12 protein-coding genes are annotated in these 13,867 nt (G+C 39.0%); 2 read left to right on the top strand and 10 right to left on the bottom strand.

The genetic code is table 11. The features are described from left to right. Nucleotides 1-10: 10 nt before the first annotated feature. The 6 genes from B7E05_RS01145 to B7E05_RS01120 all read right to left on the bottom strand — a co-directional run bounded on the left by B7E05_RS01145 (nt 11) and on the right by B7E05_RS01120 (nt 6,615). Nucleotides 11-541: a DUF2812 domain-containing protein gene (locus tag B7E05_RS01145; RefSeq protein WP_179134426.1), complete on the bottom strand. Its 531-nt coding sequence runs from the start codon at nt 539-541 to the stop codon at nt 11-13. Between the two features lie 286 nt (nt 542-827). Further along, nucleotides 828-1,769, bottom strand: a complete 942-nt coding sequence (locus B7E05_RS01140; RefSeq protein ID WP_080871914.1) for an ABC transporter ATP-binding protein — start codon at nt 1,767-1,769, stop codon at nt 828-830. Between the two features lies 1 nt (nt 1,770). Further along, nucleotides 1,771-2,829 (bottom strand): ABC transporter ATP-binding protein, encoded by a 1,059-nt coding sequence (locus tag B7E05_RS01135; RefSeq protein ID WP_080871913.1) that lies wholly within the window; start codon nt 2,827-2,829, stop codon nt 1,771-1,773. Nucleotides 2,830-2,846: 17 nt separating this feature from the next. Then, on the bottom strand, nt 2,847-3,866 hold the full coding sequence (gene opp3C / locus B7E05_RS01130; RefSeq protein WP_080871912.1) for an oligopeptide ABC transporter permease: 1,020 nt from the start codon (nt 3,864-3,866) through the stop codon (nt 2,847-2,849). After that, nucleotides 3,866-4,795, bottom strand: a complete 930-nt coding sequence (gene opp3b / locus B7E05_RS01125) for an oligopeptide ABC transporter permease (RefSeq protein ID WP_080871911.1) — start codon at nt 4,793-4,795, stop codon at nt 3,866-3,868. The genes opp3C and opp3b overlap by 1 nt, the downstream gene beginning before the upstream one ends. Before the next feature lie 134 nt (nt 4,796-4,929). Further along, nucleotides 4,930-6,615 (bottom strand): peptide ABC transporter substrate-binding protein, encoded by a 1,686-nt coding sequence (locus B7E05_RS01120; protein WP_080871910.1) that lies wholly within the window; start codon nt 6,613-6,615, stop codon nt 4,930-4,932. Nucleotides 6,616-7,053: 438 nt separating this feature from the next. On the opposite strand from B7E05_RS01120, the gene B7E05_RS22630 reads away from it, so the two are divergent. Continuing rightward, nucleotides 7,054-7,395: a DUF3899 domain-containing protein gene (locus B7E05_RS22630; RefSeq protein ID WP_080871909.1), complete on the top strand. Its 342-nt coding sequence runs from the start codon at nt 7,054-7,056 to the stop codon at nt 7,393-7,395. Between the two features lie 87 nt (nt 7,396-7,482). Here B7E05_RS22630 and dnaB read toward each other — a convergent pair whose 3' ends face one another. The 4 genes from dnaB to B7E05_RS01095 all read right to left on the bottom strand — a co-directional run bounded on the left by dnaB (nt 7,483) and on the right by B7E05_RS01095 (nt 12,557). After that, nucleotides 7,483-8,853 carry a replicative DNA helicase gene (dnaB, locus tag B7E05_RS01110; protein ID WP_080871908.1) on the bottom strand — a complete coding sequence of 457 codons (1,371 nt, stop codon included), beginning with the start codon at nt 8,851-8,853 and terminating at the stop codon, nt 7,483-7,485. A 196-nt stretch (nt 8,854-9,049) separates the two neighbouring features. Next, nucleotides 9,050-9,496 carry a 50S ribosomal protein L9 gene (gene rplI, locus B7E05_RS01105; protein WP_080871907.1) on the bottom strand — a complete coding sequence of 149 codons (447 nt, stop codon included), beginning with the start codon at nt 9,494-9,496 and terminating at the stop codon, nt 9,050-9,052. Further along, a complete protein-coding gene (locus tag B7E05_RS01100; protein ID WP_080871906.1) occupies nt 9,493-11,478 on the bottom strand; it encodes a DHH family phosphoesterase in 1,986 nt (661 codons plus the stop codon). Before B7E05_RS01100 ends, rplI begins: the two co-directional genes overlap by 4 nt. A 134-nt stretch (nt 11,479-11,612) precedes the next feature. After that, the gene (locus B7E05_RS01095; RefSeq protein ID WP_080871905.1) at nt 11,613-12,557 is read right to left on the bottom strand and encodes a YybS family protein; all 945 of its coding nucleotides are present in this window, start codon (nt 12,555-12,557) and stop codon (nt 11,613-11,615) included. A 798-nt stretch (nt 12,558-13,355) separates the two neighbouring features. Here B7E05_RS01095 and B7E05_RS01090 point away from each other — a divergent pair. Next, a complete protein-coding gene (locus tag B7E05_RS01090; RefSeq protein ID WP_080871904.1) occupies nt 13,356-13,853 on the top strand; it encodes a DUF1189 family protein in 498 nt (165 codons plus the stop codon). Nucleotides 13,854-13,867: the final 14 nt, after the last annotated feature.

The raw sequence follows: 13,867 nt of genomic DNA, 5'->3' as shown, positions 1-13,867 counted from the left end.
ACTTTCTAAGTTATGACATATTTTTTAAATTATACTGTCTATACTTATTTAACATGTACAAAGCAAGCATAAAGATAAACGTTAGAGATAACATAATAATGCCCCCTAATAGAATCATCTGCACCAGCGGCCAACCAATATTCATATGTAATAACAACAAAAGAAGGAAGAAAAAGCATGAGATGATTGTATATTTCCTCAAATACCGCTCTTCATGCGCCATTTGCTCCAGCAGCTGTTCCTGATCCATATTCATTGGGACGGCTTCTGGTGTTCCTTCAAAAACCTGCATATAATCTTGCGCATCAATTAGTCTCCAACCCTCTTTCCATTCGGCTGTGTCCTCATCAATATTTTGTATAGGCTGGAATCCTAGTTGATACTGCACTTCTTTTGGTGTATCTTCTGTTAATTGGAACAAAAGCCCGCCTAACTGCAATTTTTCCACTCTCCACCCTTCCTTTGACAGCGCTTCGATTTTTTCTGTCCCTGTATCATGAAAGAAGAATCTAGCAGGATTCCATACAAATTTTTTATTCACGCGTTCCACCTCTTTCTTATGTCCCGTTGTAAAATACGAGTTCAAGAAAATTGCATTGCCTATTTTTTAAATTATTCTCATTATACTAGATTTTCAGAGATACTTCCTACCTGTTTTAAAACAAAAAATATTCTTTTCGATATACATATACCTCCTTCTTCCATCAAAGTCTATCACGGACTTAACGTTTTACACATAGTGTGTTACATGTAAAAAAGCCGTATAAAACCAGCAAAAACCTGGTTCTATACGGCTTATTTTAATAAGATCAGAATGTATTTTCTGCTTATTTTTTATGATTATAGTCCACTTGATATTGCTCAAACTCTTTTTCAGAGCAAAGTACAAAATGGCCCTGCGAAATTTCACGCATACGGACATCTTCTCCGTCTTCATACTGATGATTTTCCGAATGATAGGATTGCCGTGTACGTGACCGTTCATAATCCGGATCTGGAAGTGGAATTGCTGATAGCAGAGATTGCGTATACGGGTGCATTGGATTACGATACAAATCATCTGCAGGAGCGAGTTCAACTAACTTTCCAAAATACATCACTCCAATACGGTCACTGATATATTTCACCATGGATAAATCATGGGCAATAAATAAGTATGTTAGACCGCGTTCTTTTTGTAATTTTTTCAGCAAGTTAACCACCTGTGCCTGGATAGATACATCCAAAGCAGATATAGGTTCATCCGCAATAATGAATTCCGGATCTACTGCCAGCGCCCGGGCGATTCCGATTCTTTGTCTCTGACCGCCTGAAAACTCATGTGGAAAACGGGTCGCATGCTCGCGGCTGAGCCCGACAATTTCCAGCAATTTATGGACTTTCTCCATTCTTTCTTTTGAATTTTTAGCAAGTCCATGGATATCGATTCCCTCGGCAATCAAGTCAGCTACTTTCATACGGGGGTTCAGGGATGCATAAGGATCCTGGAAAATCATCTGCATTTTTCTGTTAAATTCTTTTAACTGTGCTTTGGATTTTTTTCCATGAACATTGTCACCCTGATAGAGTACTTCTCCGCCTGTTGCATTATACAGACGGATCATGGATCTCCCTGTCGTTGATTTCCCACAGCCAGATTCACCAACCAGCCCGAGTGTCTCCCCTTTATAGATATCAAAACTGATATCATCAACAGCACGTACTTCTTTTGGCTTTCCAATATGAAAGTACTGCTTCAGATTTTTTACTTCTAACAGTTTTTCCGCCATGTTACTTTCCTCCCTTTACAGAAGCGGCTTGTTTCTTTTCGAAAATAGCCATTCTTTCTTTTACTGCCAAAGGCGGTTCTACTTTAGGCGCACTTGGATGCAATAACCAAGTAGCGGCATAATGGGTATCAGAAACCTTAAACATCGGCGGCTGCTCTTCTGTATCTATTTTCATAGCATACGGGTTTCTTGGAGCAAACGCATCTCCCTGCGGAGGATTCAATAAATCAGGCGGTGTACCCGGAATAACGTACAGCTCCTCTTCATCCGTATCTAAGTTCGGCATGGAACTGATAAGTCCCCATGTATATGGATGCTGGGGATTATAAAATATTTCATCCACGGTGCCAATTTCAACAATTTTTCCACCATACATGACCGCCACACGATCAGCAACATTGGCAACTACCCCCAGATCATGCGTAATAAACACAATCGATGTTTCAATTTTTTTCTGCAGTTTTTTCATCAAGTCTAATATTTGTCCTTGAATGGTAACATCTAATGCCGTTGTCGGCTCATCAGCAATCAATACTTTGGGAGCACAGGCAAGGGCAATAGCAATGACCACACGCTGTCTCATTCCGCCTGAGAATTGATGCGGATATTGTTTCAGACGTTGCTCTGGTTTAGTAATACCTACTAAGTCCAGCAGTTCAATCGTCCGTTTTTTCGCTTCACTTTTACTAAATTTCCGGTGTTTTAGCAAGGGTTCCATAATCTGGTTACCGATAGTCATAGTCGGATTCAATGACGTCATTGGGTCCTGGAAAATCATCGAAATATCTTTTCCGCGAATTTTCTGCATCCTCTTATCTGAGGTTTTAGCAAGGTCTTCACCGCCAAAAAGAATACTTCCAGATTTAATTTCAGAGTTCCCTTCCGGCAATAGCCGCATAATGGATTTGGTTGTTACCGATTTTCCTGATCCGGATTCCCCGACAATCGCAAGCGTCTCTCCTTCGTATAAATCAAAATCGACGCCCCGGATGGCTTGTACTTCACCTGCAAATGTATGGAATGATATATGAAGGTCTTTCACTTCCAGTATTTTTTTCATGTCGTTTCACCTCACCTTTAATCACGCATTTTAGGGTCAAATGCATCACGTAACCCATCTCCAATTAAATTACATACAATTAAAATCAAACAAATTACAATACACGGGATGATCATTAAATGAGGTAAAAATTGGAATGTTTTATAACCATCTTCAATCAGTGTACCCAAGGATGCCGCTGGTGCTTGCAAACCAATTCCGATAAAGCTTAAGAAAGCTTCGAAGAAAATAGCAGTAGGAATTGTGAACATTGTATTGATGATAATGACACCCGATAAGTTCGGAAGCAAATGCTTGAATAACAAACGGTTATTATTTGCTCCAAGTGTCCGCGAGGCAAGAATATATTCCTGATCCTTTAGTTTGAGGACTTGTCCACGGACAACCCTTGCCATCCCAATCCATCCAGTTATAACCATCGCCAGTGTGATGGACATAATACCAGGTTCAAAGATGAGAAGCATTAAAATAACTACAATCAAGTTAGGAATACCAGACATAATTTCTAAAATACGCTGCATGACATTGTCGACTCTGCCGCCCTTAAATCCAGAAACTAAGCCATAAATCACGCCAATAAGCATGTCAATTGCTGCAGCCAAAACAGCAATATATAACGAGACTCTGGTTCCTAACCATACTCTGGTAAACAAATCTCGTCCAAGACTATCCGTACCAAACCAATAGTATTCTTCTATATTCATATCTTCATATTTATTTGTTTCTACACCGCCGACGGTTTGCGCGCCATCAAATATTCCGATTTGCTCTAATCCAGGAACACGCGGGGGCAGATTATTTTTGGTTACATCCTGTGCATAACCGTCATGCGGAGAAAGATGAGGTCCAATAATAGCCATAAGTACAATAAATCCTAAAATGAAGATACTGACGATAGCGGCCTTATTTTTACGAACCCGAAGCCAGGCATCCTTCATAAACGAAAGCTGGGGCTTCTCAATTTTTTCCATCTCTCCTTCATTCGGCGGAGCAGGTTCAAACCGTTCTTTAGGTATTTCTTCTATGTTTCTATTCATTATTTATCGCCTCCTGTCAGACGTATCCTTGGATCAATAATTCCATACAGGATATCGATAATTAAAATAATAACGGTCAGTAAGAAGGCAAAGAATAAGGTTGTACCCATAATAATAGGAAAATCATTTGTCTGAATAGACTTAACAAACTGCTCTCCGATTCCCGGAACAGCAAATATATTCTCTACAACCATGGAACCTGTCATTAATCCCACTGCCATCGGCCCCATAACCGTAATCATAGGAATTAATCCATTCCGAATAGCATGCTTAAACGCTACTTCCATTCGTGAGTTTCCTTTTGCTTTGGCCAGAGTAATATAATCGGAACCAAATACCTCAATTAATTCCGTTCTCATAAAACGAGCTGCCGTGGCAACAGGGAATATAGCCAGCGCAATGGTCGGCATAATGGAAGATGCAAATCCATTCCATGAGGCAACCGGCAGCCAGCCAAGCTTCACCCCGATATAATATTGCATGACCGCGGCCAGTACAAAAGATGGAATCGATTTACCCAGTATTGCAATGAATGTACTTCCGTAATCAATCCACGTATTTTGAAACATGGAAGCAAGTACACCGAGAATAATCCCTGCAAGAGTACCTATAACCATGGCCTGTATGCCCAGCTGTAATGATGGGCCAATCCGGTTTGTCAATAAATCAAGTACCGGCTGATTATCAAACTGAAACGACACGCCCAAGTCACCTTTAGCAATATTCAGCATATAGTTCATATATTGAACCGGAATCGGCTGATCTAATCCATATTTCGCGTTTAGTATTTCCCGCTGTTCCATGGATAGTCTTTCTTCATTAGAAAATGGTGTACCCGGCAAAAACTTCATCAGAAAAAATGTTACGGAAGCAATAATAAACAGCGTAATAATCAAGTAAATAATACGCTTGGTAATATACTTCGCCATATTGTATCCTCCTAAATGCAAATAAATAAAAATATTCTAAAAAACAGCTAATAATGAGGAAAAGAGAGTACTTTACTTTGAAAGTCTCTCTTTTCTTCTGCTAACTTTTCATTTATTGATTCTTCAACAAAAGATTAATTTTCGATAGTTACATTTTTCAGTGAATAATCCGGGCCAAATAAATGTTCTTCCAGGCCATTCACTTTTGGCTTGATAAGTGTTAATCTACCGCGCTGATAAATTGGTGCGATAAGTGTATCCTCTTGTACAAGGAGTTTTTCAGCTTCCAGCATTGCTTCCCAACGTTTTTCTGGATCGTTTGCATACGTTACTTTGGCATCTTCAATCAATTGGTCATATTCTTCATTGGAATAGCCAGTTTCGTTATTACCTCCATCTGTAACAAATAAATCCAAGAATGTTAAAGGATCCAAGTAATCTGGGCCCCAGCCATGCATTACCATATCATAATCTTGACCTGATGTCCGATCCAGACGATTTTTAAATGGAACATTGGATAAGCTGACTGTTAATCCTTCCAAATTTGATTCTAATTGAGATTTAAAATATTCCGCAGTTGTCTTCGCATTTTCCGTATCATCACTTAATAACTCGAGTGAGAGTTCATCTTCGCCTAACTCTTCAAGTCCTTTATTCCAGTATTCTTGCGCTTGTTCTAAGTCATATCCGATTAAGTCACCACTCTCATCACGGAAATCTTCTCCCGTTTCTGGGTTTTCCGCTAAACCACGTGGTACAAAACCATCAGTAGGAACAGAACCATTGGATAATACTTGCTCCGTAAATGCTTCTTTATCAAAAGCCATTGCAATTGCTTTACGGATATTTTCATTCGTTAGAGGCGTTTCTTCTCCGTCCCGTTCTTGGTTGAATTTAAGATACCAGGAACTTCCTTCTTCAAAAGTAGATGCATTTTCATCATTTGCATATTGTTTCGCATACTCAGCGCTTAATGCAGCTGTACGATCTGCTTCATCCGTAGTAAATAAGTTCACTGCTGTACCTGGATCCTTTACAGCTTGTACATTTACCTCATCAAGAGCTACATTATCTACATCATAGTACTCATCATTTTTAACATACTTCCAAGTTAAGCCGGAACCATCCCACTCTGTCAGCTCAAATGGTCCATTAGCAAGCATATTGTCACTATTCGTTCCAAAGCTGTCGCCTTTTTCTTCCACAAAATCTTCGTTTAAAGGCAGGTACGTACCAAATGCCAATAAGGAATCTAAATATTCCACCGGCTGTTCAAGCGTTACTTCTAATGTATAATCATCAGCAGCTTCCACTCCTAAATCTTCTACATCGGCATCGCCATTCATAATATCTGTTGCGTTTTCTACAACATCAGAGAACATATAGGCATACTCGGAAGCTGTATCCGGATCTACTGCTCTTTGCCAGGAATAAACAAAATCATTCGCTGTTACTGGGTCTCCGTTCGACCATTTTGCATCTTCACGTAATGTAAAAGTATATTCAAGGCCATCTTCACTTATTTCCGGATCCCCATCTGCAATTGCTGGAACCGGGGTATCATTTTCATCTAAAATATAAAGGCCTTCCATCGTTTGTCCAAAAACAATAAAACTATTCTGATCTGTTGCCAGTGTTGGGTCTCCTGTCGGAATTTCTCCCGTTTCGACCATATTAAAAACCTGCTCGCCTGAAGGAGCTGCTTCTCCACCATCTGAATTTTCTGAACTTCCTTCATCGCTATTGTCTGACCCACATGCCGAAATAACCATCATCGTCAACGCCAAAACAATAATGAGATAATATTTAGACTTTTTCACCTTTTCGTACACCCCTTTTTATTTTTATTCTATACCATATTATACTCGCTGAAATATAATTGTAAATATGTTTTATAATTCCACCAATACAGAAAAGAATGACAATTAACTTCCCATCCCTTTGTTAATAGGTGATAAAACGCTTTCATAGATGTTGGTAAATCAACTTTTTTATCTTCTATTATTACTTTCTATTTACAATTTGTAATTGATATAATTAACATATTATACCATAAAAACTGTTCTTTTTATTCATTATTTTTCAACAAAAACTTATTGAATAATCTTTTTTTGAATACTATTTATTCTAAATATATCTCAACTCTAAAACATTTGATAGAATTGCTGCCCAACTCTATTATTTTTTAATCCATTATACCTTTTTATATATTAATGATATAATATGCTACATATACATTCGCAAGGACGTTGATAGTTATGATCAAAAAATTACTTATATGGATTGCAACCTCGCAAATCCTCATTGTGTTACTCTGTTTTCTTATTTACCGCAATATTCATCTTTTATCTTACATAAATGTTTCTTTTGTTGCAGGTGCCGCCCTGATTTTGTACGCAATGGCAGGTTATGTAGTTAAAGGGCGTTTTTTTGATATTGTTTTCTACAGTTTTCAATACTTTTTCAGCCGGATGTCTAACAGAGATCGCCGGCCGCTCTCTGAGCTTGCACCTCAACAGTACAGGATACCTTTTATAACTGGCTGTACAGCAATAGTCTTTATGCTCGGAAGTTTATGTATCTATTATTTATCCAGTTAGTTATAACTGTTTGGTTTATGCTGCCTTTTTCTCTCCTAAAAGAAAAGCGGATTCTCCGTCTATTTACGGGAACCCGCTTTTTTTAGATTACATCGCCGGAGCTGGCGGAATATCGCCTTCTCCATAACGATGATCTAAGTCCACAAATTTATTATATTCTTTGACAAAAGCTAACTCTACCGTACCGGTTGGGCCATTACGCTGTTTTGCGATAATAATCTCAATAATATTGTCTTTTTCTGTCTCTTTATCGTAATAGTCATCACGATATAAGAATCCGACAATATCTGCATCCTGCTCAATACTTCCTGATTCACGGATATCCGACATCATTGGCCGTTTATCTTGTCTTGATTCCACACCGCGGGACAGCTGAGATAAAGCAATCAACGGCACTTCCAGCTCACGGGCTAATGCTTTTAACGCACGAGAAATCTCGGAAACCTCTTGCTGGCGGTTTTCTTTCGAACTTCCGCTTCCCTGAATCAGCTGCAGATAATCAATTAGAATCATGCCCAGTCCATGCTCCTGCTTCAGACGCCGGCACTTGGAGCGAATTTCATTAACACGCACGCCTGGTGTGTCATCAATGTAAATACCTGCATTCGACAAAGAGCCCATCGACATGGTTAATTTACTCCAATCATCCGCCTGGAGCTGCCCATTTCGAAGCCGTTGTGCATCAATATTTCCTTCTGCGCAAAGCATACGCTGCACCAGCTGATCCGCACCCATTTCCAAACTGAAAATAGCTACATTTTCATCTGTTTTCACGGCCACGTTCTGGGCTACATTTAATGCGAAAGCCGTTTTCCCTACGGAAGGGCGTGCTGCAATAATGATTAAATCATTCCGCTGAAAACCTGATGTGATGCGGTCTAAATCCATAAAACCAGTCGGCACACCGGTTACATCGCCAGTTTGTTGATGAAGCTGCTCAATATTATCATATACATCAATCAAGACGTCTTTTATATTCTTGAAAGCTCCGGAATTTTTGCGCCCGGAAACCTCCAGGATACTTTTTTCTGCATCATTTAATACATCTTCCACTTCATCTTCTTTTTCAAAAGATGCTGTTACAATATCTGTCGCTTTCCGGATCAAACTGCGAAGTGTCGATTTTTCTTCTACAATTCTGCTGTAATACTCGACATTTGCGGCAGTAGGCACACTTTCCGCCAGCTCTGTTAAGTAGGATACACCGCCAACCTCTTCCAGCTGTTTCCTGTTATTTAAAAACGTAGTCACCGTCACAACATCAATTGGTTCGGTACGCTCCGACAAGGTCATCATCGCTGTAAAAATAAGCTGATGCGCCGCGCGGTAGAAATCTTCCGGAATCAATATTTCCGAAGCCTGCACAAATGCTGTCGGCTCTAAAAAGACAGCACCTAACACTGATTGCTCTGCTTCTAAATTATGCGGCGGCGTACGATCATTCAAAGCTGCACTCATTCCTTCTCCTCCGTATTCTTATGATATGCGTTTCTAGACAAACTTACATTGGTCAAGGAAATCTCGAAAGCTTGTTTGGCTTTCTCACAATCCTTCAGGCTGATGCCTTCGCTGCGAAAAAAAGAAACCGGCGCACTTTTCTGATGCCAATTTCTTTTTTTCTTTCATTTCCCTTTATACCACTTTGTTATTCTGCTTATTTTTCTGCCACATGAACCTTTACCGAACCGGATACTTCCGGATGTAATTTAACCGGCACATTGGTATAACCTAATGCACGAATCGGCTCGTCCAGCTCTATTTTTCGTTTATCAATTTTATAACCATGCTGTTTGTTTAATGCTTCTGAAATCTGTTTACTTGTTATGGAACCAAATAAACGTCCATTGTCTCCAGATTTTGCTTCCAGCTCAACGGTTAAATCAGCTAATGTATCTTTTAACTGAATAGCATTTTCTTTTTCTTCTATTTCTAACCTGTCTTGTTTTTTCTTTTTGGCATCGAGTGCTTTCAGATTTCCAGAAGTAGCTTCTTCCGCCAGATTATTTTTTAACAGGTAATTGCGGGCATAGCCGTCAGAAACATTCTTTACTTCGCCTTTTTTTGCTTTCCCTTTAACATCTTTTAAGAAAATCACTTTCATTCTGAATCTCTCCCTTTTTTATATTCCAGCTCATCGATAATCTCAACAAGGATCTCTTTGACTTCATCGATGGTCTTATCCTCCATTTGCGTCGCTGCATTGGTTAAATGTCCGCCGCCATTCATTTCTTCCATAATAACCTGTACATTCACATCGCCCAGTGATCTTGCACTGACACCTACTCTGCCATCTGATCGTTCCGAAATAACAAAGGATGCAGAAACACCCTCCATCGACAGCAACGTATCAGCAGCTTTAGCTATCAATACTGGACTATACGATGTTCCGCTCGGTGCTGTTGCAATAGCAATATAACCATTATATATTTGCGTCCGCTCAATAATATGACTGCGCTGGACAAACACATCCAAATCTTCCTTCAGCAAGCGCTGAACCAATACGGTATCTGCACCTTGCGATCGGAGGTAGGATGCAGCATCAAACGTTCGGGAACCTGTACGCAGTGTAAAGCTTTTCGTGTCTACGATAATCCCGGCTAACAGCGCCGTTGCTTCCAATACCTTCAATTTGGTTCCTTTAGGCTGATACTCCAGCAATTCTGTCACAAGCTCTGCTGTGGAAGATGCATAAGGTTCCATATAAACAAGCGTCGGATTATCAATAAAATCTTCCGCTCGACGATGGTGGTCAATGACAATTTTATAATCGGTATATTTTAATAATCTTTCTGCCGCAACCATATTTGGTTTATGCGTATCAACAACGATGAGTAAACTTTGCTGATCTGTCATCAGCTCTTCCGCTTCTTCCGGACTAACAAATTGATCCCAAAGTTCATCATCCCGACGAATATGGTCCATCAGCTTGGAAACCCCTGTCTCCAAATCATTGTCATCAATAACAACATAACCGGGAACATGATTGGTCTTAGCAATATTTAAAACACCAATCGCCGCTCCAATCGCATCCATATCCGGCGATTTGTGCCCCATAATGATAACATTATCACTGGCGCGGACCAGCTCTTTTAATGCATGAGAAATAACTCGGGCCCGTACGCGGGTGCGTTTTTCCATTGGATTGGTTTTTCCGCCATAGAAACGCACCTTGCCGTCCTCATCCTTAATAGCAACCTGGTCACCACCACGGCCTAAAGCTAAATCCAGGCTGGATTGTGCAACTTCTCCCATTTCCGGAAGCGCCATGTTTCCAACACCAACACCGATACTTAACGTAACCGGATTACTCTCGGAACCTCCCATCTCCCGGACTTCATCCAGGATAGAGAATTTGACATCTTCCAGTTCCTCCAGAATTTCCGTATTGCCAACAGCTAAGAAACGCTCCTGAGATGTCCGCTTCAAGTAGAGTCCATAACGGCTGGACCATTCATTTAAAATGGCCGTTACCTGTGAATTCAATTGACTCTTCACGGTATCATCCATATTTTGCGTAATTTCTTCATAGTTATCTAAAAAGATAATAGCAAGTACCGTTTGTTCGTTGTAATAACGTTCCTTCAATTTCTGATGTTCCGTGCGATCCAGAAAATAAAGCAGTTTTTCTTCCTTTTTAATCACACAAAGAAACGTATAATCCCCAATCTCTACCCATATCTCATTTCGGTTCTCTATAATCATCGGAATTAAATCTTCGGATAAATGATTCAGGGATTCCCCTATGATGGTATCCTTGCTTTGTTTAAACTGATTCATAAACGGATTAGACCATTCAATTTGATAATTTTCATTGAATAAGATAATCCCAAAAGGCATCTCTAATAAAGCCTCCGAACCAACTTTCTTCACACGATGGGAAATCGTCGATATATATTCTTCCGCCTCATCCAGAAGCACTCTTTCCGTTCGAACACTATAATAAAATGAAGCAGCGAAGACAATTGTCATTATTAAGCCAACTATCCATTGATAGTACCACACACATAAAAGCAATAGAAAAGTAAGAATATAAATAATCCATACATGCTTGCTTAGTGTTGGTCTATTCTGTAAATCTGGCACGGCATTCAGCTCCTTCATAATCCAACAATCTTTCTGTCTTTTCTTCGTCTATTTATTCCCGGGTTATTTGGTTAACCTGTCCGGCACGGAACCGGCCAGCGAATTGCAAACAGCCATGTGGGCCGTCGCTTTTCTTATTTTAACCGTTCTCTTAACCGTTCTCTTAACCGTAAACCTATATCAATTATACCTAAGATTCGAACGAAATAAAGAAGAAATCCGGGAAAAAGAATGGTAGCTACAACAATTAAAATAGGAACTGCTTTGGATATTTTTTTGATATACGCAAAGTAAAAGACAAAAGATAACCCTTGCAGTGATAAAGCCATTCCAACAATCATCAATAAATTTTGCGCTCCAAATTCCATGGTGCTTCCTTCTTCAAAACCGATGAGCGACAAGATTAATGCCAATAAGTAAATCCAAATAACGGAACTTGGAAATTGCAATTGACGAAACGGCGGAAAGGAAAACTTTTCTTTCTCTATCCGGTTCAATAATTTATAGCTAATCCACTGCGCAAGAAAAGCTATAACAAGAGCAAATAGGACCATAAAAGTTGGAATTAACTGTTGGAATAAGTTAATCTGCGTTTCCTGCAATTGCTCCATATCTTCTTCACTCAGAGAAGGGTTCACATTCTCCACCATAGATGCACTCATGTTAACAGATTCTTCTACCATATCTTTATACTCTGTTACAATGTTAACATCCAGCAGGGTTTGACTAAAAACAAAAGCCAATAACATACCGACAAGAAAACCAAAAGTTCCTTGTGCCAGCGTTTCATAAGCTGTATTCCCTTTCGACATGGCATAACCTATAAATATACCGCCCGCTGCTGCAACTAACACAATTGGCAGCATAATCAACGACATCAGCAATGTAGATAGGATAACTACAGCCAGTGTCATTATCAGGCCAGCTTTGATTCCATGCCGCTTTACATAGAAAATAAAAGGAACAGGTAACGTAACAATGGTAATTAAACTAAGTACCGGAAGTAAGGAAGCCACCAGCATTACCATTAATATGGCAATCATCATTGCTCCTTCTGTCACTTTTTTCGATTGGTTCATTTACTGCACCTCGTTCTTACAAAAATAAATAGGAATAGAAATGATCTAACCCCTATTATAAAAATGAATCCGTATTTTTAAAATCCATCTTTTACTATGAATTATATTTTTTGAACTACGTCATTCTTTTCCTCTGGCGAATATTTTGGGATACGCCAAAATCAAAGAAAGATGGAAACAAAATAATTCAACACATATTCTACTATAATAACATGAATTTTATAGGATGGCTTGTATAGCATCTTCATATTTAGAAACATATTTACTTATTATAACATCATTGTACCAAGGTACTTCAGTGAAAAATTATACCATATTATAAAAATAAGATTAAAATAAGTTACTCAACTTTCGCACCTAAGAATAAGCATATAAACCTTGCTGTTCCAGGATGAACAGGATAGGATGTATACCTCCGCTCCGGCCAGCCACTCCGCTTTCCGCCGTAGCGGTCACCTTCCACCTTACCTTCTCATCTTTGTCAACAGATGTATGGAAGTAACAATCAACTCTTGTTTCGATGGAAAGGAAGTTACTTTTTAAAGGGAGAAGGTTGAGTATGTAATTTCAAAGTTTGTTTTTCTTTTAAACGAAGAGAGGAACCACAAGCCCATTCCCCATCTCAAAGCCTCCAAGTTTTAACCGACTTATTGAATTTGACAGTTTTTTGAACATATATTTATATTATTTCCCGGGAAATTTGTCGAATTTCGCTTTTTTTCTATCCATAAAAACGTTTATTCCTTTATAATAGAAGTATTCCCAACTAAAAATGGGTTAAATCAAAGGATGAAAAAAATGAAATTCATAAAAATATTCAAAGAAAGTCTTTTACTTCCACAAAAAAAAGCCATGTTTCAGATTAATCGAATGGAAATGGATAAAATTATGATTTATCTCTTTATATTATTTATGATTTTTTCATTACCTGAACTGGTGTCCCGTTTAGCAAGCTGGACAGGTTTAGGTGAAGAAATGAATATTATTTTCCAGCTTATCTATTTCTTTATGTTCTATTATTTAATTTCATCTGTTTTACTATTAGGTGTTATTTCCTTCATCGCTTATATCGGAAGAGGCGTGGTTTATCTCGCAAACAGAAAGCTCCATTACGGTACACTATGGAAGTTGACCGCTTGTTCTTTCACCGTCCCGCTTCTAGTATTTACTTTTATTTCCTTTATTTGGTCTATTCCAGATTGGTATTTATTTATTTTCGTTATTTATCCTTTCCTGCTGCTGGTACGAATGATATTCATCTACCCACAAAGAAGAAACAACCAAGCCAGAGCTTAGAAAAAGAGTGATTG

Source organism: Oceanobacillus timonensis (assembly GCF_900166635.1).
Classification (GTDB): domain Bacteria; phylum Bacillota; class Bacilli; order Bacillales; family Amphibacillaceae; genus Oceanobacillus; species Oceanobacillus timonensis.
The sequence above is the reverse complement of the archived record's forward strand: the minus strand, read 5'-3'. Positions and strand labels throughout refer to the sequence as shown.